Origin of the sequence: Klebsiella sp. GN_Kp190 (assembly GCF_040061795.1) — a bacterium.
In the GTDB taxonomy this organism is placed as follows: domain Bacteria; phylum Pseudomonadota; class Gammaproteobacteria; order Enterobacterales; family Enterobacteriaceae; genus Klebsiella; species Klebsiella michiganensis.
Map to the genome: position 1 here is coordinate 109,165 of NZ_JBEAFN010000011.1, position 26,843 is coordinate 136,007.

At 55.9% G+C, this 26,843-nt stretch carries 29 protein-coding genes; 17 read left to right on the forward strand and 12 right to left on the reverse strand.

Annotated features, from left to right (window positions below):
• Positions 1-8: 8 nt before the first annotated feature.
• From argO to epd, 5 genes are all read right to left on the reverse strand, one after another.
• Complete coding sequence (argO, locus tag ABLU67_RS08765) at positions 9-644, reverse strand: arginine exporter ArgO (protein WP_032751208.1); 636 nt, start codon at positions 642-644, stop codon at positions 9-11.
• 149 nt (positions 645-793) lie between these two features.
• Entirely contained in the window at positions 794-1,651 is an 858-nt protein-coding gene (locus ABLU67_RS08770) for a small-conductance mechanosensitive channel MscS (protein ID WP_014839522.1), read from the reverse strand.
• Between the two features lie 188 nt (positions 1,652-1,839).
• Positions 1,840-2,919: a class II fructose-bisphosphate aldolase gene (fbaA, locus tag ABLU67_RS08775; protein ID WP_009654956.1), complete on the reverse strand. Its 1,080-nt coding sequence runs from the start codon at positions 2,917-2,919 to the stop codon at positions 1,840-1,842.
• 97 nt (positions 2,920-3,016) lie between these two features.
• Positions 3,017-4,180, reverse strand: a complete 1,164-nt coding sequence (gene pgk / locus ABLU67_RS08780) for a phosphoglycerate kinase (protein ID WP_004125049.1) — start codon at positions 4,178-4,180, stop codon at positions 3,017-3,019.
• A gap of 51 nt (positions 4,181-4,231) precedes the next feature.
• Complete coding sequence (gene epd / locus ABLU67_RS08785) at positions 4,232-5,251, reverse strand: erythrose-4-phosphate dehydrogenase (RefSeq protein WP_014226819.1); 1,020 nt, start codon at positions 5,249-5,251, stop codon at positions 4,232-4,234.
• Positions 5,252-5,627: 376 nt separating this feature from the next.
• On the opposite strand from epd, the gene ABLU67_RS08790 reads away from it, so the two are divergent.
• The 5 genes from ABLU67_RS08790 to ABLU67_RS08810 are packed head-to-tail and all read left to right on the forward strand — an operon-like array spanning position 5,628 to position 8,677.
• Positions 5,628-6,053 (forward strand): PPC domain-containing DNA-binding protein, encoded by a 426-nt coding sequence (locus ABLU67_RS08790; protein WP_348852253.1) that lies wholly within the window; start codon positions 5,628-5,630, stop codon positions 6,051-6,053.
• A 23-nt stretch (positions 6,054-6,076) separates the two neighbouring features.
• Entirely contained in the window at positions 6,077-6,655 is a 579-nt protein-coding gene (locus ABLU67_RS08795; protein ID WP_014226821.1) for an ECF transporter S component, read from the forward strand.
• Positions 6,655-7,362, forward strand: a complete 708-nt coding sequence (locus ABLU67_RS08800; RefSeq protein WP_014226822.1) for an energy-coupling factor transporter transmembrane component T — start codon at positions 6,655-6,657, stop codon at positions 7,360-7,362. The genes ABLU67_RS08795 and ABLU67_RS08800 overlap by 1 nt, the downstream gene beginning before the upstream one ends.
• Positions 7,350-8,027 carry an energy-coupling factor ABC transporter ATP-binding protein gene (locus ABLU67_RS08805; protein ID WP_348852254.1) on the forward strand — a complete coding sequence of 226 codons (678 nt, stop codon included), beginning with the start codon at positions 7,350-7,352 and terminating at the stop codon, positions 8,025-8,027. The genes ABLU67_RS08800 and ABLU67_RS08805 overlap by 13 nt, the downstream gene beginning before the upstream one ends.
• On the forward strand, positions 8,021-8,677 hold the full coding sequence (locus tag ABLU67_RS08810) for an ATP-binding cassette domain-containing protein (protein ID WP_348852255.1): 657 nt from the start codon (positions 8,021-8,023) through the stop codon (positions 8,675-8,677). Before ABLU67_RS08805 ends, ABLU67_RS08810 begins: the two co-directional genes overlap by 7 nt.
• Positions 8,678-8,806: 129 nt before the next feature.
• Here the strand turns inward: ABLU67_RS08810 and tkt are convergent, their stop codons facing one another.
• A complete protein-coding gene (gene tkt / locus ABLU67_RS08815) occupies positions 8,807-10,798 on the reverse strand; it encodes a transketolase (protein ID WP_049084510.1) in 1,992 nt (663 codons plus the stop codon).
• Between the two features lie 278 nt (positions 10,799-11,076).
• Here tkt and ABLU67_RS08820 point away from each other — a divergent pair, with 278 nt between their 5' ends.
• Positions 11,077-11,835, forward strand: coding sequence for a M48 family metallopeptidase (locus tag ABLU67_RS08820; protein WP_014226826.1), 759 nt, complete (start codon positions 11,077-11,079; stop codon positions 11,833-11,835).
• Positions 11,836-12,002: 167 nt separating this feature from the next.
• Here ABLU67_RS08820 and speB read toward each other — a convergent pair whose 3' ends face one another.
• The 4 genes from speB to ABLU67_RS08840 all read right to left on the reverse strand — a co-directional run bounded on the left by speB (position 12,003) and on the right by ABLU67_RS08840 (position 15,486).
• Entirely contained in the window at positions 12,003-12,923 is a 921-nt protein-coding gene (gene speB / locus ABLU67_RS08825) for an agmatinase (RefSeq protein ID WP_004105690.1), read from the reverse strand.
• 211 nt (positions 12,924-13,134) lie between these two features.
• On the reverse strand, positions 13,135-15,111 hold the full coding sequence (gene speA, locus ABLU67_RS08830) for a biosynthetic arginine decarboxylase (RefSeq protein WP_014226827.1): 1,977 nt from the start codon (positions 15,109-15,111) through the stop codon (positions 13,135-13,137).
• A gap of 8 nt (positions 15,112-15,119) precedes the next feature.
• Positions 15,120-15,251: an acid stress response protein YqgB gene (yqgB, locus tag ABLU67_RS08835; RefSeq protein WP_075210876.1), complete on the reverse strand. Its 132-nt coding sequence runs from the start codon at positions 15,249-15,251 to the stop codon at positions 15,120-15,122.
• 85 nt (positions 15,252-15,336) lie between these two features.
• Positions 15,337-15,486, reverse strand: coding sequence for a hypothetical protein (locus ABLU67_RS08840; RefSeq protein WP_155774231.1), 150 nt, complete (start codon positions 15,484-15,486; stop codon positions 15,337-15,339).
• Between the two features lie 467 nt (positions 15,487-15,953).
• On the opposite strand from ABLU67_RS08840, the gene metK reads away from it, so the two are divergent.
• The 8 genes from metK (at position 15,954) to ruvX (ending at position 23,205) form a co-directional block, all read left to right on the forward strand.
• Positions 15,954-17,108: a methionine adenosyltransferase gene (metK, locus tag ABLU67_RS08845; protein ID WP_014226830.1), complete on the forward strand. Its 1,155-nt coding sequence runs from the start codon at positions 15,954-15,956 to the stop codon at positions 17,106-17,108.
• Between the two features lie 377 nt (positions 17,109-17,485).
• Entirely contained in the window at positions 17,486-18,880 is a 1,395-nt protein-coding gene (locus tag ABLU67_RS08850; protein ID WP_004854145.1) for a sugar porter family MFS transporter, read from the forward strand.
• A gap of 75 nt (positions 18,881-18,955) precedes the next feature.
• Entirely contained in the window at positions 18,956-19,456 is a 501-nt protein-coding gene (locus ABLU67_RS08855) for a SprT family zinc-dependent metalloprotease (RefSeq protein ID WP_024274713.1), read from the forward strand.
• A gap of 94 nt (positions 19,457-19,550) precedes the next feature.
• Complete coding sequence (gene endA / locus ABLU67_RS08860) at positions 19,551-20,258, forward strand: deoxyribonuclease I (RefSeq protein WP_014226832.1); 708 nt, start codon at positions 19,551-19,553, stop codon at positions 20,256-20,258.
• 91 nt (positions 20,259-20,349) lie between these two features.
• Entirely contained in the window at positions 20,350-21,081 is a 732-nt protein-coding gene (gene rsmE, locus ABLU67_RS08865; protein WP_025105941.1) for a 16S rRNA (uracil(1498)-N(3))-methyltransferase, read from the forward strand.
• Between the two features lie 20 nt (positions 21,082-21,101).
• Positions 21,102-22,049 carry a glutathione synthase gene (gene gshB / locus ABLU67_RS08870; RefSeq protein ID WP_014226834.1) on the forward strand — a complete coding sequence of 316 codons (948 nt, stop codon included), beginning with the start codon at positions 21,102-21,104 and terminating at the stop codon, positions 22,047-22,049.
• Between the two features lie 176 nt (positions 22,050-22,225).
• On the forward strand, positions 22,226-22,789 hold the full coding sequence (locus ABLU67_RS08875) for a YqgE/AlgH family protein (protein WP_014226835.1): 564 nt from the start codon (positions 22,226-22,228) through the stop codon (positions 22,787-22,789).
• Positions 22,789-23,205: a Holliday junction resolvase RuvX gene (gene ruvX / locus ABLU67_RS08880; RefSeq protein ID WP_014226836.1), complete on the forward strand. Its 417-nt coding sequence runs from the start codon at positions 22,789-22,791 to the stop codon at positions 23,203-23,205. Before ABLU67_RS08875 ends, ruvX begins: the two co-directional genes overlap by 1 nt.
• A 55-nt stretch (positions 23,206-23,260) precedes the next feature.
• On the opposite strand, the gene ABLU67_RS08885 is transcribed toward ruvX, so the two are convergent.
• The gene (locus ABLU67_RS08885; protein WP_014226837.1) at positions 23,261-23,914 is read right to left on the reverse strand and encodes a LuxR C-terminal-related transcriptional regulator; all 654 of its coding nucleotides are present in this window, start codon (positions 23,912-23,914) and stop codon (positions 23,261-23,263) included.
• 348 nt (positions 23,915-24,262) lie between these two features.
• A complete protein-coding gene (locus tag ABLU67_RS08890) occupies positions 24,263-25,243 on the reverse strand; it encodes a type IV pilus twitching motility protein PilT (RefSeq protein WP_014839535.1) in 981 nt (326 codons plus the stop codon).
• A gap of 16 nt (positions 25,244-25,259) precedes the next feature.
• Here ABLU67_RS08890 and ABLU67_RS08895 point away from each other — a divergent pair, with 16 nt between their 5' ends.
• Genes ABLU67_RS08895 through yggU form a run of 3 tightly spaced genes read left to right on the forward strand, consistent with a single transcriptional unit; the run spans position 25,260 to position 26,835 of the window.
• The gene (locus ABLU67_RS08895) at positions 25,260-25,964 is read left to right on the forward strand and encodes a YggS family pyridoxal phosphate-dependent enzyme (protein ID WP_046877685.1); all 705 of its coding nucleotides are present in this window, start codon (positions 25,260-25,262) and stop codon (positions 25,962-25,964) included.
• A 17-nt stretch (positions 25,965-25,981) separates the two neighbouring features.
• A complete protein-coding gene (locus ABLU67_RS08900) occupies positions 25,982-26,548 on the forward strand; it encodes a YggT family protein (RefSeq protein ID WP_004105714.1) in 567 nt (188 codons plus the stop codon).
• Entirely contained in the window at positions 26,545-26,835 is a 291-nt protein-coding gene (yggU, locus tag ABLU67_RS08905) for a DUF167 family protein YggU (protein WP_004854155.1), read from the forward strand. Before ABLU67_RS08900 ends, yggU begins: the two co-directional genes overlap by 4 nt.
• The last annotated feature ends 8 nt before the right edge of the window (positions 26,836-26,843 follow it).

The window sequence follows — 26,843 nt, forward strand, 5'->3', positions numbered from 1 at the left end:
GACAAGGCTTAGTTAAGCAGCGCCTGAACATGAGCGAAGCCATCCTTCGCCAGCTGGAAGGCAATGACCCACATCACCAGACCGACCAGCACGTTGATAACGCGCTGAGCCTTCGCCGTGCTCAGGCGCGGGGCGAGCCAGGCGGCCAGCAGGGCCAGCCCAAAGAACCATAAGAATGAGGCGCTGATGGTACCTAAGGCAAACCAGCGCTTCGGCTCCATCGCCAGCTGCCCGCCAAGGCTGCCGAGAACCACAAACGTATCCAGATACACGTGCGGATTCAGCCAGGTGACAGCCAGCATGGTGACGATAATTTTCCAGCGTCCCTGCTTCATCACTTCCGCGCTGGCCAGCGCCAGATTGCTGCTCAAGGCCGTTTTCAGCGCGCCAAAGCCGTACCACAATAAAAAAGCGACGCCGCCCCAGGTCACCAGCGCCAGCAGCCACGGTGACTGCATCAGCAGCGCGCTGCCGCCAAAAATCCCGGCGCAGATCAGCAGCAGATCGCTGATGGCGCACAGCAGAGCAATCATCAGGTGGTACTGACGACGAATGCCCTGATTCATCACAAAGGCGTTTTGCGGACCGAGCGGCAAAATCATGGCCGCTCCCAGGGCAAGGCCCTGAAAGTAATACGATAACATCGCAAGTGATTTCCACTGAAAGAGTCAATGCCGGGGAATATAGCGCGCGGAAATCATTAGAGGAAATTGAAAATTTTAATCGTTAATAAGAACTACTAATAGGGCGCAGAAAAAAGGCCGGACAAACCGGCCTGTATAAAAGAGGAGAATTACTCTGCTTTTTCCTGCGGACGAATGACGTGAACGTCCATCTGCGGATACGGGAAGCCGATGCCATTGGCGTCAAAGTCGCGCTTAATACGCTCCAGAACGTCCCAGTATACGCTTTGCAGATCGCTGCTCTTACTCCATACGCGCACCACGTAGTTCACCGAAGAAGCGCCCAGTTCATTGAGACGCACGGTCATTTCACGATCTTTGAGGATACGTTCATCCGATTCGATGATATTGGTGAGCAGCTGCTTCACTTTATCGATATCAGCGTCGTAGGCCACGCCGATGATAAACTCGTTGCGGCGCACCGGCTCGCGGGAGAAGTTGATGATATTCCCGGCAATGATTTTACCGTTCGGCACCACCACGATTTTGCCATCCGCGCTGCGCAGGGTCGTGGAGAAAATCTGCACGTTCAGCACGGTTCCCGCGATACCGCCAAGGTCAACGTATTCACCGGCTCGGAACGGGCGAAAGACCACCAGAAGGACGCCAGCGGCAAGGTTAGACAGCGAGCCCTGCAGCGCCAGACCGACGGCTAAGCCCGCGGCGCCGAGCACCGCGATCACCGAGGCGGTTTGCACGCCCACGCGGCCGAGAGCGGCGATCAGGGTAAAAGCAATAACGGCGTAGCGTACCAGCGCAGAGAGAAAATCGGCAACGGTGGCATCAATATGCCGCGCCCGCATCAGGCGATTGACGGTGTTGGAAACAATCCGCGCCACGATCAAACCGACAATAATAATCGCGATAGCCGCGACAATGTTGACGGCATAGCTCAGCAGTAACGCCTGATTGCGCACCAGCCATGAACCGGCGTTATTTATGCTATCGACAACGTTCAAATCTTCCATTCAACTTTCCTTATGGATACCCGGACGGGGAAAAAATAACCAAACCTGATAATTACAAACAGGTTAAGGGTAAACAATAAGAGTGCGTTTTGCCAAATTGATCACATTTATTTAGCAACATTTCATGTTGTTCAGATAATAAAAAAGCCCGCATTTCTGCGGGCTTCCGGGTAAGCAACAAACCTTTCTTACAGAACGTCGATCGCGTTCAGCTCTTTAAATGCCTGCTCCAGACGAGTCACCATGGACGTCTGTGCAGCGCGCAGCCATACGCGCGGATCGTAGTATTTCTTGTTCGGCTGGTCTTCGCCTTTCGGGTTGCCCAGCTGGCCCTGCAGGTAAGCTTCGTTAGTTTTGTAGTACTGCAGGATACCGTCCCAGGTTGCCCATTGGGTATCGGTATCGATGTTCATTTTGATCACGCCGTAGCTTACGGAGTCTTTGATTTCCTGAGCGGAAGAACCGGAACCACCGTGGAATACGAAGTTCAGGCTGTTGTGCGGCAGGTTGTGTTTCTTAGAAACGTATTCCTGAGAGTCGCGCAGGATAGTCGGGGTCAGTACCACGTTGCCCGGCTTGTAAACGCCGTGTACGTTACCGAAGGAAGCGGCGATGGTGAAACGCGGGCTGATTTTGCTCAGCTCGGTGTACGCGTAATCAACGTCTTCCGGCTGGGTGTACAGAGCAGAAGCGTCCATGTGGCTGTTGTCCACGCCGTCTTCTTCGCCGCCGGTGCAGCCCAGTTCGATTTCCAGAGTCATGTCCATTTTGGCCATACGCGCCAGGTACTTAGAACAGATCTCGATGTTTTCGTGCAGGGACTCTTCAGACAGGTCGATCATGTGAGAAGAGAACAGCGGTTTGCCGGTTGCGGCGAAGTGTTTTTCACCCGCGTCGAGCAGACCGTCGATCCACGGCAGCAGTTTCTTAGCGCAGTGGTCAGTGTGCAGGATAACCGGAACACCGTAGTGCTCAGCCATCTGATGCACGTGATGCGCGCCAGAGATAGCGCCCAGGATGGCTGCGCCCTGAGGAACGTCAGTTTTCACGCCTTTGCCCGCGATGAACGCAGCGCCGCCGTTAGAGAACTGAACGATAACCGGAGAACGAACTTTTGCAGCTGCTTCCAGAACGGCGTTGATGGAATCAGTACCCACGCAGTTTACCGCTGGCAGAGCAAAGTTGTTTTCTTTAGCTACCTGGAACACTTTCTGAACGTCGTCGCCAGTGATGACGCCCGGTTTTACGAAATCAAAAATTTTAGACATGTTACGTAGTCCTGTATCTGTATCTTCGACCGTTGAAGAAGGTTCGCGAGCTTTTACGCGCGCTGAAAAACAGGCGGGTCTCCCCGCCTGAACTGAATTACTGCTTAGCGCGCTCTTCGAGCATGGCTACTGCCGGCAGAACTTTACCTTCCACGAATTCGAGGAATGCGCCGCCGCCGGTGGAGATGTAGGAGATTTTGTCAGCAATACCGAACAGGTCGATTGCTGCCAGGGTGTCGCCGCCGCCTGCGATGGAGAACGCCTCGCTGTCTGCGATGGCGTTAGCTACGATTTCAGTACCTTTGCGGAAGTTCGGGAATTCGAACACGCCGACCGGGCCGTTCCACAGGATGGTTTTCGCGTTTTTCAGGATTTCAGCCAGTTTCTCTGCGGAAGCATCGCCCAGGTCCAGAATCTGCTCTTCATCTTTGATGTCGTTAACAGATTTCAGGGTAGCGGTTGCGGTTTCAGAGAACTCGGTTGCCACGCGAACGTCAGTCGGAACCGGGATATCGCAGGTTGTCAGCAGGCGTTTCGCTTCGTCAACCAGATCGGCTTCGTACAGGGACTTACCGACGTTGTGGCCCTGAGCGGCAACGAAGGTGTTGGCGATGCCGCCGCCGACGATCAGCTGGTCAGCGATTTTAGACAGGGAGTCCAGAACGGTCAGTTTGGTAGAAACTTTAGAACCACCCACGATAGCGACCATCGGACGAGCCGGTTCTTTCAGCGCTTTACCCAGGGCGTCCAGCTCAGCGGCCAGCAGCGGGCCTGCGCAAGCGACGTCAGCGAATTTGCCGATACCGTGAGTAGAAGCCTGCGCGCGGTGAGCGGTACCGAACGCGTCCATGACGAATACATCGCACAGCGCAGCGTATTTTTTCGACAGCGCTTCGTCGTCTTTCTTCTCGCCTTTGTTAAAGCGAACGTTTTCCAGAACCACCAGCTCACCGGCAGCGACTTCAACGCCGTCCAGGTAATCTTTAACCAGACGTACCGGGTTAGACAGTTTGTCTTTCAGATAGTTAACAACCGGCAGCAGAGAGAATTCTTCGTTGTACTCGCCTTCGGTAGGACGACCCAGGTGGGAAGTGACCATCACTTTCGCACCCTGTTTCAGGGCCAGTTCGATGGTCGGCAGAGAAGCACGGATACGCGCGTCGCTGGTTACTTTCCCTTCTTTAACCGGTACGTTCAGATCCGCACGGATAAAAACGCGTTTACCAGCCAGATCCAGATCGGTCATCTTAATTACAGACATGGTGAATCCTCTCGTTGATTCTTGATAAAGTTTTGCAGGCGCCTGAGCGCCTTACCTGAAACCTTGTGCGGCCATCGCTAACGTGGTGTCGAGCATCCGGTTAGCAAAGCCCCATTCGTTATCGCACCAGACCAGCGTTTTGATCAAATGCGCGCCACTTACCCGCGTTTGCGTGCCATCAACGATGGCGCTATGGGGATCGTGGTTGAAATCTATCGAGACTAACGGCAATTCCGTATAGTCAACTATACCATGAAATGCACCCAGTGCTGCTTTTTGCAGCAACTGGTTGACTTCACTTGCTTTTACCGGTTTTTTTACCGTTACGCTAAGGTCGATCGCCGTCACATTAATCGTCGGTACACGAACCGCGATCGCTTCAAAGCGATCGTTAAACTGAGGGAAAAAACGCGTGATCCCCGCAGCAAGCTTAGTATCAACCGGGATGATTGATTGGCTGGCCGCTCGCGTCCTGCGTAAATCCGGATGCCAGGAATCAATGACCTGCTGATCGTTCATTGATGAGTGGATCGTGGTTACCGTTCCTGACTCTATGCCGTAGGCATCATCTAACAGCTTAATGACCGGAATAATGCAGTTGGTGGTGCAGGAGGCGTTGGAGACGATACGGTGCTCGGTTCTGAGCTCAGCATGGTTTACGCCAAAAACGATCGTCGCGTCGAGGTCGTTGCCGCCAGGGTGTGAAAAAAGCACTTTTCTGGCGCCGGCTTGAAGATGGGCTTCGCCATGCTCGCGGCTGCCGTAAACGCCGGTACAGTCAAGCACCACATCAACCGCCAGTTCCCGCCAGGGCAACGCCTCAAGGGAAGATTCATGCAGAAGACGAATGGCATCGTCGCCAACAAACAGCTGCTCTCTCTCCTGACGTACATCCCAGGCAAAGCGCCCATGGCTGGTGTCATATTTCAATAAATGCGCGATGCCGGCAGCATCCGCCAGTTCATTGATTGCCACCACGGTAATTTCCGCACGACGCCCGGATTCATACAAAGCACGAACCACGTTACGCCCGATGCGACCGAAGCCATTAATCGCAATGCGTATGGTCATAGGTCTCCTGCAAGGCTATCCATGATATGAGGTGGCTGACAGAGTAATGCAGCAACGCTCTAAGGGAAACCTTACCTGTCGCAAACTGCGACTGATTGATTAATTGTCGAACATTTAGACGACTGAAACGCTTCAGCTAGAATAAGCCAAACAAGGAATAAAAGGAATGATTGTCCAGCCGGAGAAACCATTTATCTGACTTACATCACACTTTTACCCTCTCTGCCGCGGAATTTATTCCCTATTCCACAATGACGAATAAGCGTAGCAAAATCTTTTCGTTGCCGGGCGGCAAACACTGATTTATATCAGAAACTATACCGTATAGCGGCGATATGATGACCGTTACGTCCGAGTCTCGGAGTCCCTCGAAAAAATGACAATCCCCCACTTGCAGCCCTCTGCGGCTCGTTACTATGCGCTTCGCTTACTTCCGGGCGATGAGGTTTTTTCACACCTGCGCGCCTTCATACAAGAGCAACAGATTCAGGCTGCCTGGATAGCCGGCTGTACCGGCAGCTTAAGCCATGCGGCATTACGTTTTGCCGGCCAGGATGAGACCACTTTATTGACCGGAACCTATGAGGTTATCTCCCTGAACGGCACGCTGGAATGGCAAGGTGAACATCTCCATTTAGCGATATCCGATTCGCAAGGCGCCATGCTCGGCGGCCATATGATGCCCGGCTGTACCGTCCGCACCACCCTTGAGCTGGTGATAGGCGAACTGACCTCCCTGGCGTTTAGCCGTCAGCCGTGCGCGGTTTCCGGCTATGACGAACTGGTCATTTCATCCCGATAACTTTTCCCCTTAAAGAGGTTTCTATGGCTCGTCGCCAATTTACCAGCCAGTCCCTGGTGCTGATTGCGATCGCCGTCGCCATCAATATGATCGGCGGACAGCTCATCAGTCTGTTAAAGCTTCCCATCTTTCTCGATTCGATCGGCACCTTAATCAGCGCGGTTTTACTCGGCCCGGTCATTGGCATGTTGACCGGGTTACTGACCAACCTCCTGTGGGGGCTGCTGACCGATCCGATTGCCGCCGCCTTTGCGCCGGTGGCGATGGTGATTGGTCTGGTCGCCGGATGGCTGGCGCGCGCGGGATGGTTCCGCACCTTACCGAAGGTGGTCATTAGCGGCGTTGTCATTACCCTCGCCGTGACCGCGGTCGCCGTACCGCTGCGTACGGCGCTGTTCGGCGGCGTGACGGGCAGCGGCGCGGATCTGTTCGTCGCCTGGATCCATTCGGCAGGTCAGAATCTGCTGGAATCGGTGGCGATTACCGTCTTAGGCGCTAATCTGGTGGATAAAATCCTTACCGCGATTATCGTCTGGATCCTGCTGCGCCAGCTGCCGCTGCGCACGCTGCGTCAGTTTCCTGCGATGTCTGCCGTACGCTAATGCACCCTTTTACGTCATTAACCCTCTGGGCGCTGGCGGCGGCGACTACGCTGCTGCTGCCCGCAGAGACGGCGCTGCCGGTTTATAGCGCAGCGGCGTTTCTCAGCTTGCTGCTGTTCAGGGCGACGCGGCGGCGGGCAAAATACGTCGCCTGGCTCCTCTTCTCGCTGGGCATTGGCCTGTGGCTGGTCCACGGCGGCTGGTTTACCCAGTGGCTGAGCGGCCACCCCCGCGACCCGCAGCGCTGGGCCAGCGCCATCACGCTCTGGCTGAGAATTCTGGCGATTGTTTCAACGTCACAGCTGTGGATGGAGTACGTACCGGTACAGCGCTTTATTCGCGCCCTGTTTGCTTCACGCCTGCCGCCGGGCGTCGCTTATCTGTTCGCTGGCCCGCTGCTGGTTGTCGAACAGCTAAAGCGCCAGCTGACGATTATCCACGAGGCCCAACGCGCCCGCGGCGTACCGCTGGACGAGAACGGCTATCAGCGGCTGCGCGCTATGCCTGCGCTCATTATCCCTCTGACCCACAACGCGCTTAACGATCTGGCGATACGCGGAGCGGCGCTGGATATGCGGGCATTTCGTTTACATCGTCGGCGCACCACGCTTTGGGCGCCGAAAGACAGCGCCTTACAACGTCTGGCGCGTTACGGCATGCTGCTGGCGATGGTCGCTGAAGCTGGAGCCTGGCTATGGTTACGTTAGAACAATTCCGCTATCACCCGACCCAGGCGGCGCAATCTGCGGCATGCTTTGATTTTCATTATTCGCAGCCCGGCATTGTGGCGATTTTTGGCGATAGCGGCAGCGGGAAAAGCACTCTGGCGCAGATTATGGCGGGCTGGTATCCGGATTTTCTGCCCGGCGATATCGAAGGTAAAGGCACCCTGCTTGGTATCCCCATCGGCCAGCAATCGCTGGTCGAACGGGCGCAGACCATCCAGCTGGTCCAGCAATCACCCTATCTCCAGCTTTCCGGCTGTACCTTCAGCGTCGAAGAAGAGGTCGCTTTTGGCCCTGAAAATCTCTGCCTCAGCGAAGAGGAGATTATGCGCCGTATTGACGAAGCGCTGACGCTGACGGCGTGCCAGGCGTTACGACATCGCCACCCCTCCACCCTATCCGGGGGAGAAACCCAGCGGGTGGCGATCGCCTGCGCGCTGGCTATGCGGCCAACGCTACTGATCCTTGACGAAGCCTTTAGCCGCCTGACGACGCAGGCAAGCGCTATGCTTCTGGAGCGCCTGGGGCACTGGGCGCTGGCGCAGCGTTCATTGATTATCCTTTTTGAACGCCCCCCTTCGCCTTTTCTTGCCTGGTGTCAGCAGGGATGGCGACTGCACGATGGAGCGCTTTCCCCACTATGCTAACGTTGAATCAGGTGACCTGGCGCTGGCCCGGCGCGACGGCTGACTGTTTGCAAAATATCTCGCTGACGCTCGGCCAGGGGGAATGGCTGGCGCTCACCGGCGATAACGGCGCGGGAAAATCCACCCTGCTGCGGGTGATGGCCGGACTGCTACCCGCCACGTCCGGTACCGTCAATTTGCTGGATAAGCCGATTGCGCAATACAAAAACCGTCAACGCGCCAATATCATCGGCGTGCTGTTTCAGGAGGCCGAAAACCAGCTCTTCCACAGCAAAGTCGCGGAAGAGCTCGCCTTTGGGCTGCGGCTCCAGAAATTGCCTCCTGCGGAGGTTGCGCAACGCACCGCGGCGGCGCTGAAATTATGCCGGCTGGAGAGCGTAGCCGACGCGCATCCGCTGGATTTACATACCGCCCAACGCAGGATGGTCGCCGTCGCCACTCTGGAAGCCATGGCGCCAGAAATACTGCTGCTTGACGAACCCAGCCGCGATTTTGACCAGCACTGGCTGGCAATATTTGAAGCGTGGCTGGCGGTTTGCCGCAAAAGAGGGACCAGCGTAGTGGCCATCAGCCACGATGAGGCGTTTACACGGCGGCACTTTTCCCGCCGGGTGCTTCTGGAAAAAGGCAGAGTGCTGAGGATGGTCTGAAAAAGAAACGGGCCGCCAGAGCGACCCGTTTTTTACGGCGGCAGCCAGAGTTTTTACACGGAGGCGGCGCTGCGCACCTGTCCGGGCTACCCGACCGCGCTGGCCCGTAGCCCGGAGGCGGTAAAAGAACTACAGCAGTGCTTTCGCTTTCGCGACCACGTTATCCACGGTGAAGCCAAACTCTTCAAACAGCTGCTCCGCCGGCGCAGACTCACCGAAGGTGGTCATGCCAACGATCGCGCCGTTCAGGCCCACGTATTTGAACCAGTAGTCGGCGATACCCGCTTCGATGGCCACGCGCGCAGAGACGGCTTTCGGCAGCACGGCTTCACGGTAAGCGGCATCCTGCTTGTCAAACGCGTCGGTGGACGGCATGGAAACCACGCGCGCCTTCACGCCTTCGGCAGTCAGTTTTTCGTAAGCGGCAACCGCCAGCTCCACTTCAGAACCGGTGGCGATGAAGATCAGCTCCGGCTGTCCCGCGCAGTCTTTCAGCACGTAGCCGCCGCGGGCGACGTTCGCCAGCTGCTCTTCGGTACGCTCCTGCTGCGCCAGGTTCTGACGGGAGAGGATCAGCGCGGTCGGGCCGTCCTGACGCTCTACGCCGTATTTCCACGCGATGGCGGATTCTACCTGGTCGCACGGACGCCATGTTGACATGTTCGGGGTGACGCGCAGGGAAGCCACCTGCTCAACCGGCTGGTGCGTCGGGCCGTCTTCGCCCAGACCGATGGAGTCGTGGGTGTAGACCATCACCTGACGCTGCTTCATCAGCGCCGCCATACGTACCGCGTTACGCGCGTACTCGACGAACATCAGGAAGGTGGAGGTGTACGGCAGGAAACCACCGTGCAGGGCGATGCCGTTGGCAATCGCGGTCATACCGAATTCACGCACGCCGTAGTGGATATAGTTACCGGCAGCGTCTTCGTTGATGGCCTTAGAGCCGGACCACAGGGTCAGGTTACTTGGCGCCAGGTCAGCGGAGCCGCCGAGGAACTCAGGCAGCAGCGGGCCGAAAGCTTCAATGGCGTTCTGGGACGCTTTACGGCTGGCGATTTTCGCCGGGTTAGCCTGCAGCTTCGCGATGAATTCGTTCGCTTTCGCGTCGAAATCAGCCGGCATCTCGCCTTTCATACGGCGGGTAAACTCGGCAGCTTCCTGCGGGAAGGCTTTGGCGTAGGCAGCGAATTTCTCGTTCCACGCGGACTCTTTCGCCTGGCCGGCTTCTTTGGCATCCCACTGGGCATAGATTTCAGACGGGATTTCAAACGCCGGGTGTTTCCAGCCGAGCGCTTCGCGGGTCAGCGCGATTTCCGCGTCGCCCAGCGGCGCGCCGTGGGAGTCGTGGGTACCGGCTTTGTTCGGCGAACCGAAACCGATGATGGTTTTGCACATCAGCAGGGACGGTTTGTCGGTGACCGCACGCGCTTCTTCTACCGCGCGTTTAATCGAGTCAGCATCGTGACCGTCAACGCCGCGCACCACGTGCCAGCCGTAGGCTTCAAAACGCTTCGCGGTGTCATCGGTGAACCAGCCTTCCACGTGACCGTCGATAGAGATGCCGTTGTCGTCATAGAACGCCACCAGCTTGCCCAGTTTCAGGGTACCGGCCAGAGAACATACCTCGTGAGAGATACCTTCCATCATGCAGCCGTCGCCCATGAACGCGTAGGTGAAGTGGTCAACAATGTCGTGGCCCGGGCGGTTGAACTGCGCCGCCAGAGTTTTCTCCGCGATGGCCATACCAACCGCATTCGCAATACCCTGCCCCAGCGGACCGGTGGTGGTTTCCACGCCCGCGGTGTAGCCGACTTCCGGGTGACCCGGGGTTTTAGAGTGCAGCTGACGGAAGTTCTTCAGCTCTTCAATCGGCAGATCATAACCGGTGAGGTGCAGCAGGCTGTAAATCAGCATGGAACCGTGGCCGTTGGACAGGACAAAACGGTCGCGGTCGGCCCAGGACGGGTTCTGCGGGTTATGATTCAGGAAATCACGCCACAGGACTTCGGCAATGTCAGCCATACCCATCGGGGCACCCGGGTGGCCGGATTTGGCTTTCTGTACTGCGTCCATGCTCAGCGCACGAATAGCGTTAGCAAGCTCTTTACGTGAGGACATTTTGACTCCAGATCGGATAATGAAGGCCATGCCCGCAACGACTTGACGACAGCGCGTTTTGGGCTACGCCGGAAAAAAGTGTGAACAATGTAACCTAAGCGGCAAAGCATGTACATGGAGCATCCTTTTGCCGTTTAAGAAATCTCTGGAACACGTTGTGCTACGGCGTAATCCTCTCGCCCGCATTCTCATATAGTATTTATAATTTGCACAGGATACGGCAGGCAGCCATCGCCGTTTTTTCGGATAAATAACCATAAGATTGTGGAAGATAAAAAATGAAAATTCGCTCAGCTCTTCTTGCCCTTGGGATCGCAGCCACGCTTACCGGATGCCAGAACATGGATTCCAACGGCCTGCTTAGCTCCGGCGCGGAGGCTTTTCAGGCTTATTCGCTCAGCGACGAGCAGGTGAAAGCCTTAAGCGACAAAGCCTGTCAGGAGATGGATGCGAAAGCGACTATCGCGCCTGCCAGCAGTGAATACAGCAAACGCCTGAGTAAAATCGCCGCCGCGCTGGGGGACAACATCAACGGCCAGCCGGTGAACTACAAGGTGTATCAAACTAAAGACGTTAACGCCTTCGCCATGGCTAACGGCTGCATCCGCGTTTACAGCGGACTGATGGATTTGATGAATGATAATGAAGTCGAAGCGGTTATCGGCCACGAAATGGGTCACGTCGCGCTGGGCCACGTGAAGAAAGGGATGCAGGTAGCGCTGGGCACCAACGCGGTACGCGCGGCGGCGGCCTCCGCGGGCGGCATCGTCGGCAGCCTGTCGCAGTCGCAGCTGGGCGATCTGGGCGAGAAGCTGGTGAACTCGCAGTTCTCCCAACGTCAGGAATCGGAAGCGGACGACTACTCGTACGATCTGCTGCGCAAGCGCGGCATTAATCCGGCAGGACTTGCCACCAGCTTCGAGAAACTGGCGCAGCTGGAAGCCGGACGCCAAAGCTCCATGTTTGATGACCACCCGGCATCGGAAGCCCGCGCTCAGCATATCCGCGATCGCATGAAGGCCGACGGGATTAAGTAAGCCCCGGCTCCCCAAGTGGCATAACAAACAGAATTGGGGGAGCTTATCGGTATGCCGGGTAGCGGCTCACACCTTACCCGGCAACACAATCTGCACTTATTCTTAGGCCGGAGCAAGCACTGCGCCTCCAGGTCGTTCGAGGAAAACGCACGCTGTGAGCGACCTGATTACTCGCCTTTTTTCGCCGCCTGAATGTAGAGCATTTCCAGCGCCAGCGTCGCCGCCGCCAGGGCGGTGATTTCGGACTGGTCGTAGGCCGGCGCGACTTCCACCACGTCCATGCCGACGATGTTCAGATCCTTCAGGCCGCGCACCAGCTTGATCGCCCGATCGGAAGTCAGCCCGCCGATCACCGGCGTACCGGTACCCGGGGCAAACGCCGGATCCAGGCAGTCGATATCAAAGGTCAGGTACACCGGCATATCGCCGACGATCTGTTTCACCTGAGCGATCACGTCGTCGACGCTGCGGTCGTTAACCTGACCCGCATCCAGCACGGTAAACCCGTTGTCCTTATCAAACTCGGTGCGAATGCCGATTTGCACTGAATGGTGCGGGTCGATCAGGCCTTCGTTCGGCGCGGTATAGAACATGGTGCCGTGGTCAAATTCGCAGCCATTGGCGTAGGTATCGGTATGGGCGTCGAAATGCACCAGCGCCATTTTGCCAAAGTGCTTCGCATGAGCGCGCAGCAGCGGCAGCGTCACAAAGTGGTCGCCGCCAAAAGAGAGCATGCGTTTTCCTGCCGCCAGCAGTTTTTCCGCGTGGGCCTGCAGCTTTTCACTCATTTCACGCGCGTCGCCAAAGGCGTAAACCAGATCGCCGCAGTCCACGACGTTCAGGCGCTCGCGCATGTCAAAATTCCACGGGAAGCGGTTGTGCTCCCACGCAAGGTTCGTCGACACCTGGCGGATCGCCGCCGGGCCATGACGGCCGCCCGCGCGTCCGGAGGTCGCCATATCAAACGGTACGCCGGTGATGACCCAGTCCGCATCGCTGTCGTACGGCATGAAATTCATCGGTAGACGCAGAAAACCAAATGCGTTGGATACCAGGGAGTTATCGTATTGATGACCTAAGGTGCTCATGGGTATGACCTCTTTTACAGTCGTTGTATTGAAATACAAATATAAAAAAACCCTTCCGCGTCGTTAGGCCCGACGAGGAAGGGTTTGAATGAGTTTACTGCTTAGTTGGCCGAATTATCGCCGTAAATGTCTACGCGTTCAAGTGAGTCTGGCAAGTGGCGAACCAGGCTTCTCTCTCCCTCTTTCCTCTCCGCTACGGAGAGGGCATAGATCACTCGTCTTCCAGATAAGTGTAGCCGTATAAACCGGCCTCGAACTCTTCAAGGAACTGCTGCTGCAGGTCAGCGTCGAGATCGGTCTTTTTCACCTGATCGCGGAACTGGGTCAACAGCGTGTTCGGATCGAGCTGCACGTACTGCAGCATATCCGCGACGGTATCCCCTTCATCAGACAGCTCCACTTCGACGCTGCCGTCAGGGAAGACAAACACGTCGACGGCTTCCGTATCGCCGAACAGGTTGTGCATATTGCCGAGGATCTCCTGGTAGGCGCCTACCATAAAGAAGCCCAGCATCGGCGGGTTATCCGGATCGTATTCCGGCATCGGCATGGTGGTCGCAATACCGTCGCCATCCACATAGTGGTCAATCGCGCCGTCGGAGTCGCAGGTGATATCCAGCAGCACCGCGCGGCGTTCCGGCACCATATTCAGCCCTTCCAGCGGCATCACCGGGAATAGCTGATCGATACCCCAGGCGTCCGGCATCGACTGGAACAGGGAGAAGTTGACGTAGATCTTATCCGCCATACGCTCCTGCAGTTCGTCGATAATTGGGCGATGCGCGCGGTTGCTGGGATCGAGCTGTTTCTGCACTTCATGGCACATATTGAGATACAGCTGCTCGGCCCAGGCGCGCTCCTGAAGATTAAAGGTGCCGGAGGAGTAGCCGATATGAATATCGTGCAGATCCATCTGGCTGTCGTGCAGCCATTCGCGCAGCGAGCGGCGATTGCCGGTTTCCTGCATCTCCTGCCAGGTTTCCCACATGCTTTGCAGCGGACGCGCGGCGTCTTCCGCGGGCGGGGTCGCCTCGGTATATTCGTTACGCTCAACGCCGATAATATTCGATACCAGCACGGTGTGGTGCGCCGTGACCGCGCGGCCGGATTCGGTGATCACCGTCGGATGCGGCAGGCCGTTCTCTTCACAGGCATCGCCAATCGCCCAGATGATGTTGTTGGCGTATTCGTTCAGGCCGTAGTTCACCGAGCAGTCGGACTGCGAACGGGTCCCTTCATAGTCGACGCCGAGACCGCCGCCAACGTCGAAGCACTGAATATTCACGCCCAGCTTGTGCAGCTCAACGTAGAAACGCGACGATTCACGCACGCCGGTGGCGATATCGCGAATATTGGCCATCTGCGAGCCAAGGTGGAAGTGCAGCAGCTGCAGGCTGTCCAGATGCCCGGCTGAGCGCAGAATTTCAACCAGCTGCAAAACCTGGGTCGCCGCGAGGCCAAATTTGGATTTTTCGCCGCCGGAGGACTGCCACTTACCGGAGCCCTGCGAAGCCAGACGCGCGCGCACGCCGAGACGCGGCACCACGTTCAGCCGCTCGGCCTCTTCCAGCACGATGGCGATTTCGGACATTTTCTCGATGACCAGATAGACCTTGTGGCCCATCTTTTCGCCCACCAGCGCCAGGCGGATATATTCACGGTCTTTATAACCGTTACAGACAATCACGCTGCGGGTCATACCGGCGTGCGCCAGTACCGCCATCAGCTCGGCCTTAGAGCCCGCTTCCAGACCCAGCGGCTCGCCGGAGTGGATCAGCGATTCAATCACGCGGCGATGCTGGTTAACCTTGATCGGATAAACCAGGAAGTAGTCACCGTTATAGCCATAAGATTCGCGCGCGCGTTTAAAGGCGGCGTTAATCGAACGCAGGCGGTGCTGCAAAATCTGCGGGAAGCAGAACAGTGCAGGCAGGCGCTGCCCCTGAGCTTCACGCGCTTTCACCAGCTCGGCAAGGTCAACGCGCGCTTCCGGGACGTCAGGATCCGGGCAGACGCTAATATGGCCCAGTTCGTTAACGTCGTAGTAGTTATTACCCCACCAGGCAATATTGTAAGTACGTAGCATCTTGCTGGCTTCCTGGGAGCTCATCGCAACCTCCTGCATGGAACGTAGTACACCGTGATCGCCTGCTGACGAAGGCGAAGATAAAGACATGTCGTCAGACATAGCGAACCTCAAATTTTAGTAACAAGTGTAAAACAGTTGACTACTATCGCAATCCGAAGAAGCGATAACAACCCATAAACAGTCCGAAATCCCAGTAGATAGTGCTGGTCTTGCGGCTGAGCGACCGGTTTCTTATTCATATCATCGTAAAACACGTACCCGAACGGAGTATGACAGTCCGGAGAAACCACGAGAAAACCCTTGCTATCGCAAGAGCGCCCTTGTTCAGTTTTCCAGCAGCCTGCCGGCCCGGGAATCCTGAGAAGCGCCGAGATGGGTAGAACATCGGCTGGTTTGCATGAGAGAGATGCGGATTGAGGAGTAGTGACGCGCGACGGAACGACGCGACGAATCAGGCGAAAAACGTGGGTTCATTATCTGGTATCACCTCCACACTGCCCCGAGTCGGGCCAGCGACAAGCCAAAGCTATAGGTTCCGGACAGCCAGCGAAAACGCCGCTGCGGGACTCTGTCAATAGAGACTGCTTAACCCGGCTGGAAGTGGCGTCACGAGGTGAGTGCTCGTGCGCTGTTTTAATGAGCCGCGCGCGGCGTTTTATACCGAGAAGCGGGGTAAAAAGCAAAATAAAAATATGCGCGTTGCCGGGTATTGTCAGGAAAAATTGCCACTGCCCTTTTTCTATAAATGCGACGAATATCAAAAAAGGCTGGAAATGGGGTCAAGAACTGCCCTAAAATAGCCGTCCAGAAGTTAATCCATCTATACTGATTAACACTCAGACTGCTCGTGTCACTACCTGCAAGCTTTGGTAGAGTCATCCGTCAAAGCCATTCTACACAACAGTATGAGCTACCCGAATCGTCCACAGGTGAAATAAAACATGGCAAAACACCTCTTTACGTCAGAGTCCGTATCAGAAGGGCATCCCGACAAAATTGCTGACCAAATCTCCGACGCCGTGCTGGATGCGATCCTCGAACAGGATCCGAAAGCGCGCGTAGCATGTGAAACCTACGTCAAAACCGGTATGGTTCTGGTCGGTGGTGAAATCACCACCAGCGCATGGGTTGATATCGAAGAGATCACCCGCAACACGGTCCGTGAAATTGGCTACGTGCATTCCGATATGGGCTTTGACGCCAACTCCTGCGCGGTGCTGAGCGCCATCGGTAAACAGTCTCCGGACATCAACCAGGGCGTTGACCGTGCCGATCCGCTGGAACAGGGCGCGGGCGACCAGGGCCTGATGTTTGGCTACGCCACTAACGAAACCGACGTGCTGATGCCGGCGCCGATCACCTATGCGCATCGTCTGGTGCAGCGTCAGGCTGAAGTGCGTAAAAACGGCACCCTGCCGTGGCTGCGCCCGGATGCGAAAAGCCAGGTCACCTTCCAGTACGACGACGGCAAAGTTGTCGGTATTGATGCGGTCGTTCTCTCCACACAGCACGCCGAAAGCATCGATCAGAAATCGCTGCAGGAAGCGGTGATGGAAGAGATCATCAAACCGGTTCTGCCGACCGAGTGGCTGAACAGCGCGACCAAATTCTTTATCAACCCAACCGGCCGTTTTGTTATCGGCGGCCCCATGGGCGACTGCGGCCTGACCGGGCGTAAAATCATCGTTGATACCTACGGCGGCATGGCTCGTCACGGTGGCGGCGCGTTCTCCGGTAAAGATCCGTCTAAAGTGGACCGTTCTGCGGCCTATGCGGCGCGCTATGTGGCGAAAAACATCGTTGCCGCTGGCCTGGCCGATCGTTGCGAAATCCAGGTTTCCTACGCCATCGGCGTGGCGGAGCCAACTTCAATCATGGTTGAAACCTTCGGTACCGAAAAAGTGCCTTCTGAGCAGCTGACCCTGCTGGTGCGCGAGTTCTTTGACCTGCGTCCGTATGGCCTGATTCAGATGCTGGATCTGCTGCACCCGATCTACAAAGAGACGGCGGCATACGGCCACTTTGGCCGCGAGCATTTCCCGTGGGAAAAAACCGACAAAGCGGCCCAGCTGCGCGAAGCGTCCGGTCTGAAATAAGACGCCGCTCTCCTCGCTTTCAAGGCCAGCCTCGCGCTGGCCTTTTTATTTTACGCCCCTCAGCCGCCCGGCATACCGCCTGCAACTCCCTTTTATGGAAGCGATTACATCATATGCAGAGCAAACCTTTTCCGTTATTGCATGCAAAATGTAATAAGACTTCACTTTGTTACACAATATTTCAGTAAAGTCCGATTAGCGCTTTTAATTTCTTGAGCTAAACTTAACTAATATACTGATTTAAATGCGTTTATAGTCATTACGTTTCTTTACTCTAGTGTAACCGATTACACAGCCGTGATTACTATCACATTTTTTTACGACGTATTTACCTACCCTACGCATCGACAAGATCAATAACTCAACCGGAGGGCGTTATGCCTGACAACAAAAAACAAGGGCGTTCCAACAAGACGATGACGTTCTTTGTCTGTTTCCTCGCCGCACTGGCTGGCCTGCTGTTCGGCCTTGATATCGGTGTTATTGCGGGTGCCTTACCCTTTATTGCCAACGAGTTCCAGATAAGCGCTCACACTCAGGAGTGGGTGGTCAGCTCCATGATGTTCGGCGCCGCCGTCGGCGCGGTGGGCAGCGGCTGGCTCTCCTTCAAACTCGGGCGTAAAAAAAGCCTGATGATTGGCGCCATCCTGTTCGTTGCCGGCTCGCTGTTCTCCGCCGCCGCACCGAACGTGGAAGTGCTGCTGCTCTCCCGCGTGCTGCTCGGCCTGGCCGTGGGCGTCGCCTCCTACACCGCCCCGCTGTATCTGTCTGAAATCGCCCCGGAAAAAATCCGCGGCAGCATGATTTCGATGTATCAACTGATGATTACCATTGGTATTCTCGGCGCCTATCTTTCCGATACGGCATTCAGCTACAGCGGCGCCTGGCGCTGGATGCTCGGGGTGATTATTATCCCGGCGGTGCTGTTGCTGATTGGCGTGGTTTTCCTGCCTGACAGCCCGCGCTGGTTTGCCGCTAAGCGCCGCTTTGTCGACGCCGAACGCGTCCTGCTGCGCCTGCGCGACACCAGCGCTGAAGCGAAACGCGAGCTGGATGAGATCCGCGAAAGCCTGAAGGTAAAACAGTCCGGCTGGTCGCTGTTTAAAGAAAACAGCAACTTCCGCCGTGCGGTATTCCTCGGCGTCCTGCTGCAGGTGATGCAACAGTTCACCGGTATGAACGTCATCATGTACTACGCGCCGAAGATTTTTGAACTGGCGGGCTATACCAACACCACCGAACAGATGTGGGGAACCGTCATCGTGGGTCTGACCAACGTTCTGGCGACCTTTATCGCCATCGGACTGGTTGATCGCTGGGGCCGTAAGCCGACGCTGATCCTCGGCTTTATCGTTATGGCGCTCGGCATGGGCGTACTGGGCAGCATGATGCATATCGGCATCCACTCCGCCACGGCGCAGTACTTTGCCGTCCTGATGCTGCTGATGTTTATCGTTGGCTTTGCGATGAGCGCCGGCCCGCTGATTTGGGTGCTGTGCTCCGAAATCCAGCCGCTGAAAGGGCGTGATTTCGGTATCACCTGCTCAACGGCCACCAACTGGATTGCCAACATGATCGTCGGCGCGACCTTCCTGACCATGCTGAACTCGCTGGGCAGCGCCAACACCTTCTGGGTCTATGGCGGCCTGAACATCCTGTTCATCTTCCTGACCCTGTGGCTGATCCCGGAAACCAAAAACGTTTCGCTGGAACATATCGAACGTAACCTGATGAAAGGCCGTAAGCTGCGCGAAATCGGCGCGCGCGACTAGACTAACCCGCTTCCTCCCTCCCGGGAGGAAGCTTCTTCTTGCTCTCCTCATCCCGCCGCACTATCCTCTGGCGCTATGAAAACACCCCGAATTCCCATTGCCCTTCAACAGGCCGTTATGCGCAGCCTGCGGGAAAATCTTGCCAAAGCGAACCTCAAGCTGGGACGACATTATCCTGAACCGGTGCTGGTTTATCAGCAGCGGGGAACCTCCGCCGGTACCGCCTGGCTGGAGAAAAATGAAATCCGCCTTAACCCGGTGCTGCTGCTGGAAAACCAGCAGGCGTTTATTGATGAAGTCGTGCCGCACGAGCTGGCCCACCTGCTGGTGTGGAAGCACTTTGGCCGCGTGGCGCCGCACGGCAAAGAGTGGAAATGGATGATGGAAAGCGTGCTGGGCGTTCCGGCTCTGCGCACCCATCGTTTCGAACTCGATTCAGTGCGTAAAAATACCTTCCCCTACCGCTGCCAGTGCCAGCAGCACCAGCTTACCGTCCGCCGCCACAATCGCGTGATGCGCGGGGAGGCCACCTATCGCTGCGTGCGCTGCGGAGATGTTCTGGTAGCGGAAAAGTAATCTCCGGAAATAACTGGAAATTTTCTGATCTGACTGATTGCGTCTGGCAATCACATTCGATACGTTGCGGGCTCGTTTTGACACGGAGTTAACGATGTCCCGTATTCATATTTTTGCTGCCGCGTTTCTCAGCGCGGCGGTATGCGCACCGCTTGCAGCGGAAGGAATCAACAGTTTTTCTCAGGCCAAGACCGCTGGGGTCAAGGTCAATGCCGACGCCCCCGGCGATTTCTACTGCGGCTGTAAAATCAACTGGCAGGGAAAAAAGGGGGTTATCGACCTGGAATCTTGTGGCTATAAAGTGCGTAAAAATGAAAATCGCGCCAGCCGGGTCGAGTGGGAGCATGTGGTTCCCGCGTGGCAGTTTGGCCATCAGCGTCAATGCTGGCAGGACGGCGGGCGTAAAAACTGCGCTAAAGATCCGGAATACCGCAAGATGGAAAGCGACATGCATAACCTGCAGCCGGCGGTCGGTGAGGTCAACGGCGACCGCGCCAACTTTATGTACAGCCAGTGGAACGGCGGCGAAGGCCAGTACGGCCAGTGCGCGATGAAGGTTGATTTTAAAGATAAAGTTGCCGAGCCGCCGGCTCGCGCCCGGGGCGCTATCGCCAGAACCTACTTCTATATGCGCGACCGCTACCAGCTCAATCTTTCCCGCCAGCAAACCCAGCTGTTTACCGCCTGGGATAAGCTGTACCCGGTAACAACCTGGGAGTGCGAACGCGACGCGCGTATTGCAAAAGTTCAGGGCAACCATAATCCTTACGTCCTGCAGGCTTGCCAGGCGCAAAAGAGCTAACCTACACTAGCGGCAATTGTTAATTTGCAGCTTCACTCCTTCCCCTGCCACGGGGGAGGAGAATATCTGCGCAAAGAACGGAATATCAAGCATGCGCATTCCTCGCATCCATCACCCGGAACCGATTACCACGGGTAGCCAGATAGCCCTTTCCGACGACGCGGCCAACCACGTCGGTCGCGTTTTACGCATGGGTAAAGGCCAGACAATTGAGCTTTTTGACGGCAGCAATCAGGTCTTCGAGGCGGTCATTGTCGAGGCAGGTAAGAAAAACGTTCTGGTTGACGTTCAGAGCAGCAAAATGGATAACCGTGAATCCCCGCTGCATATCCATTTAGGCCAGGTGATGTCCCGCGGCGAAAAAATGGAATTCACCATCCAGAAATCGATCGAACTTGGCGTAAGCCTCATAACGCCACTGTTTTCCGAGCGCTGTGGCGTTAAACTGGACGCCGAACGTTTGCAGAAGAAGATCCAGCAGTGGCAAAAAATCGCCATTGCCGCCTGCGAGCAAAGCGGCCGCAACGTGGTGCCGGAGATCCGCCCCGCCATGCAGCTTGAAGCCTGGTGCGCGGAGCAGGACGAGGGCCTGAAGCTTAATTTGCACCCTCGCGCCAGCGCCAGCATTAATACGCTGCCGCTGCCGGTCGAACGTATCCGGCTGCTGATTGGCCCGGAAGGCGGGCTTTCGGCAGAAGAGATAGCGATGACCGCTCGCTACCAGTTTACTGATATCCTGTTGGGACCGCGCGTTCTGCGTACAGAGACAACTGCGCTCACTGCCATTACCGCCCTGCAGGTGCGTTTTGGCGACTTAGGTTGAAGCGTTAACGGAGAAGAACAATGATTAAGCTCGGCATCGTGATGGACCCCATCGCAACCATCAACATCAAGAAAGACACCAGCTTCGCCATGTTGCTGGAGGCGCAGCGTCGCGGCTATGAACTCCATTATATGGAGATGAACGATCTGTACTTAATCAACGGCGAAGCCCGCGCCCGTACGCGTAAGCTGAGCGTCGAGCAGAACTACGATAAATGGTACGCGTTCAACGGCGAACAGGATCTGCCTCTGGCGGACCTTGACGTCATTCTGATGCGTAAAGATCCGCCGTTCGATACCGAGTTTATCTACGCGACCTACATCCTCGAACGCGCCGAAGAGCAAGGCACGCTGATCGTCAATAAGCCGCAGAGCCTGCGCGACTGTAACGAAAAGCTGTTTACCGCCTGGTTCTCCGAGCTGACCCCGGAAACGCTGGTCACCCGTAATAAAGCCCAGCTGAAAGCCTTCTGGGAAAAACATGGCGATGTCATTCTCAAACCGCTGGACGGTATGGGCGGCACCTCCATTTTCCGCGTTAAAGAGGGTGACCCCAACCTCGGCGTGATTACCGAGACGCTAACCGAGCTGGGCAGCCGCTACTGCATGGCGCAGAACTATCTGCCGGCCATTAAAGATGGCGATAAGCGCGTGCTGGTGGTTGACGGCGAGCCGGTTCCTTACTGCCTGGCCCGTATCCCACAGGGCGGCGAAACCCGCGGTAACCTTGCGGCCGGTGGTCGTGGCGAAGCGCGCCCGCTGACCGAAAGCGACTGGGCCATCGCCCGCCGCGTGGGCCCGACGCTGAAGGCCAAAGGCTTAATCTTCGTCGGTCTGGATATCATTGGCGATCGCCTGACGGAGATTAACGTCACCAGCCCCACCTGCGTACGTGAAATCGAAGCCGCCTTCCCGATTTCCATTACCGGGATGCTGATGGATGCCATCGAGAAGCGCCTCAATAAATAAAGCGCTTATTCAGGCTACAGGCCAGCGCCTGTAGCCTGGAGCCAGCTCAGGAGATTCACGCTCAGGTTCATACCGGCAACGCGCCTTGAGCCTGCAAGATAAAGTGAATCGACACTCCCTTGCTTTACCCGCATACTGGGTGCTGCTTTTTTGAACCAGGAACAGAACCTCTGACAATGAATTTACAGCATCACTTTCTAATTGCCATGCCTGCTCTCCAGGACCCGATGTTCCGTCGCTCCGTAGTCTATATCTGCGAGTATAACGATGACGGTGCCATGGGCATCATCATCAATAAGCCGATGGAAAATCTGCAGGTTGAAGGGATCCTGGAGAAGTTAAAAATCACGCCTGAACCGCGCAATCCCGAGATTCGCCTGGATAAACCGGTGATGGTTGGCGGCCCGCTGGCCGAGGATCGGGGTTTTATACTGCATTCGCCGCCTTCCGACTTTTCTTCCAGCATTCGTATTTCCGATAACACGGTGATCACCACCTCCCGCGACGTGCTCGAAACGCTGGGTACGGATAAACAGCCGGACAACGTGCTGGTTGCGCTGGGCTATGCCTCCTGGGAGAAAGGCCAGCTGGAGCAAGAGATTCTGGATAACGCCTGGCTCACCGCGCCGGCCGATCGGAATATTTTGTTCAGCACGCCGATAGCTGACCGCTGGCGCGATGCTGCGAAGCTCATTGGCATCGATATCGTGACGATGCCAGCCGAAGCGGGGCATGCGTAATGAGCGGCACTTTTTTAGGCTTTGATTTTGGCACCAAAAGCATTGGCGTCGCCGTAGGGCAGCGCATCACAGGCACTGCCCGCCCCCTTCCCGCGTTGAAAGCGCAGGACGGTAAGCCTGACTGGAATATTATCGAAAAGCTGCTGAAAGAGTGGCAGCCCGAAGCCGTGATTGTCGGCCTGCCGCTGAATATGGACGGCACGGAACAGCCCCTCACCGCGCGCGCACGCAACTTCGCGAATAAAATCCACGGCCGCTTCGGCGTGCAAATAACCCTGCATGATGAACGTCTGAGCACGGTTGAAGCCAGAGCCGGGCTATTCGAACACGGTGGATTCCGGGCGCTCAATAAAGGCAGCGTGGATTCCGCTTCTGCAGTCATTATTCTGGAAAGCTACTTCGAGCAAAGTTTCTGAACATCAATGATGGCGCCCTACCGCAGCGGCAGGCGCCATCATCCTGATTTCATTTTTAGTGGCGCAAATGCTCATTCGCCCAGCTGACCGCCTGAGTCCGGTTCTTCACGCTTAGCTTACGGAACACGTTGTACAGATGGGTACGCACCGTGTTTTCACTGATAAACAGCGCGCGGGCAATATCCAGATTGGTCGCCCCGCAGCGAAGTTCATTCAGGATTTCACATTCACGCTCGGTCAGCGGTGAATTTTCCGCAGGCGCCGATACATGATCCGCAGCATACATCGCCGGGTGCATCACGCTCAATTCAGCCGTCTGTTCGCCGTTCAGCACAGCCTTAACGCCCTCAATTAAGCGCGATTCATCATCGTCATGACGGAAAACGCCGTACAGCGCTGGCCACTGCGCCATTTCGTAGAGCTCATACTTTTGCGCGCTATTGATAATCAATAAACGGGGGTTATCCGCCTGCAGACGAATAATGTCACGCCATACGCTATTCAACTTTTTATTTGAAACTGCAATATCAAATAATATTACAGAATCTTTCAAAAGACGCTGCGCGAGGGGTTTGTTAATATTTTGCAGAACGACTGATGCAGATAACTTCTCAGCCAGCCAGGTTGCGAATGCTTTGCTTTGAATAGAGGGGTGAGTAATAAAAGTAACCTGGTGAGAAAAAGCCGAATTCTCAGATAAATTAATCACTTAAAACTCTCCTTAGTTGATTCCCGCCTTCATAGCGGTTAAATGAATTAACAAGAATACGATCGCTGGTGTATTTATAAATTCAAACCAAACTTACACCTTGAAACATTATTCCATGGGAATTTTCCTATCCCTGTAAACAGCATAAATCGAATGCCTTAAGAGAGTCAAAAGATTATCAAACTTTTTTCCTGGTTATGGGAGGTTTATGTCAATTCGTTTTTCATAGCGTGCATTATTCGGCTTAATTTTAGGTACTTATTTGTAATATAAAATAATGATACCAAACATTAATAAAACATTATCATAACAAGCCATTGGTATGATGTCTGAATATAAAAGATGCAGCTATAAAAGACCCGCAGCCGTACGTTGCTGAAAGCTTTGCGTAAAAGTTTGCATCCCGAATTGCTGCCCGGTTTGCATCACGCCGGGCAGCTGATGCGTTTTCCCCTCGCGGATCAAATTCGCCACCGCCGGGGTATTAACCAAAAGCTCGTATAGCGCAACTCTTCCGCCAGCAGTATCCGGAAACAATTTTTGTGCCAGCACCGCGCATAAACTTCCCGCCAGCTGGCTACGAACCTGCTCTTTCTCCTGGGCAGGAAAAACATCCACCAGCCTTTCAACCGCCTGTGCCGCGCCGCGCGTATGCAGCGTCGCCATAACCAGATGTCCGGTCTCCGCCGCGGTCAATGCCAGGCGGATCGTTTCGCTGTCACGCAGTTCCCCTAGCAGAATGACATCCGGATCCTGACGCAGCGCAGCGCGCAGGGCCGCGGCAAATGAGGGGCAGTGGCGACCGATTTCCCGCTGCTGGATCAGGCAGCGCTCGCTGCGGTGAATAAACTCAACCGGATCTTCCAGCGTCAGGATATGGCCATTGAGGCGCTGATTAAGATAGCCCACCATCGCCGCCAGGGTGGTGGATTTCCCGCTACCGGTGGCGCCCGTGACCAGGATAAGCCCGCTCTCCTCATTGAGCAGCTCCGTTAAGGCGGCCGGCGCGCCGAGATCCGCCAGCTGCGGACAGGTTTCCGCCAGCAGACGCAGGGCCAGCGACAGACCGCGGTTGTGGACAAATGCGCTGGCGCGCAGGCGCGGTCCGCCGGCCGGAGCCAGCGCGAAATCAACCTGTCCGCAGGCCTGCCACTGGGCGAGCTGCTCGGCGTTGAGCCAATCAGCGAGTATCTTGCCAATATCCGGAGAGGTAAACGGCGCGGGCTCAAGCTTGCCCTGGCGACGCCAGCGCGGTGTTGAAGCATTGCACAGGTGTAGATCGGAGACGTTATGCTTTACACTAAGGGCCACTATTTCTTCCAGTTCCATAACTCATCCTCGGTATATGAACGATATTGCGCATAACCTGGCACAGGTCCGGGACAAAATCTCAGCCGCTGCCGCACGCTGCGGCCGTGCTCCAGAAGAAGTTACATTGCTTGCAGTCAGTAAAACGAAACCTGCGGGCGCTATCGAAGAAGCGATGGCCGCAGGCCAGGTCGCGTTTGGCGAAAATTATGTTCAGGAAGGGGTGGAGAAAATCCGCTACTTTCAGGAAAAGGGCGCAACCGGGCTACAGTGGCACTTTATCGGGCCGCTGCAGTCCAATAAAAGCCGTCTGGTGGCCGAGCATTTTGACTGGTGCCATACCGTCGATCGCCTGAAGATCGCCATGCGCCTTAGCGAACAGCGACCTGCGCAAATGACGCCGCTTAACGTACTGATTCAAATAAATATTAGCGATGAGCAGAGCAAGTCGGGCATTCCCGTTGACGAGCTGGACGCGCTGGCGGCAGAGATCGCGAAACTGCCGAATCTGCAGCTGCGCGGTTTAATGGCCATTCCCGCGCCAGAGTCAGAATATGTAAGGCAGTTTGCCGTCGCCCAACAAATGGCGGTAGCATTTGCGCGGCTAAAAACGCACTACCCTACCGTCGATACGTTGTCGCTGGGAATGTCGGATGATATGGAAGCCGCCATCGCGGCGGGAAGCACTATGGTGCGCATCGGAACCGCAATTTTCGGCGCGCGCGACTACAGCAAAAAATAAGGAATCTGAGGAACGCCATGAAGACGTTGACTTTCCTGCTCTCAACGGTCATTGAGCTTTACACAATGGTCGTGTTGTTACGCGTCTGGATGCAGTGGGCGCGCTGCGACTTTTATAACCCGTTTTCGCAGTTCGTGGTCAAGGCTACGCAGCCTGTCGTTGGGCCGCTGCGCCGCATTATCCCGGCGATGGGGCCGCTCGACAGCGCCTCCCTGCTGGTCGCCTTTATTCTCTGCGTCGTGAAAGCTATCGTGCTGTTTATGGTCGTCACCTTCCAGCCGATTATCTGGATCTCCGCGCTGCTGATCCTCATTAAAACCGTCGGCTCGCTGATTTTCTGGGTTCTCCTGCTCATGGCAATCATGAGCTGGGTAAGCCAGGGACGCAGCCCGGTGGAATATGTCCTGATGCAGTTGGCCGATCCGCTGCTGCGTCCGATCCGCAGACTGCTGCCATCGATGGGCGGCATTGATTTCTCGCCGATGGTGCTGGTTCTGCTGCTGTACGTGATCAACATGGGTATCGCCGAACTGTTGCAGGCTACCGGCAACGTTCTGCTTCCGGGGCTGTGGATGGCGCTATGAGTGCCGTCGAAGCCTGCGCTGATGGGTTGGTCTTACGGCTGTATATTCAGCCTAAGGCCAGCCGCGACAGCATCGTTGGTTTACATGGCGACGAGCTTAAAGTCGCCATTACCGCGCCTCCCGTTGACGGCCAGGCCAACGCCCATCTGGTAAAATTCCTCGCCAAACAGTTTCGCGTAGCGAAAAGCCAGGTGCTTATTGAGAAAGGCGAACTGGGCCGCCACAAACAGATAAAAATCATTCATCCGCAGCAGATCCCCGATGGGGTCGCCGCCCTGAAAGAATAAACAGGATC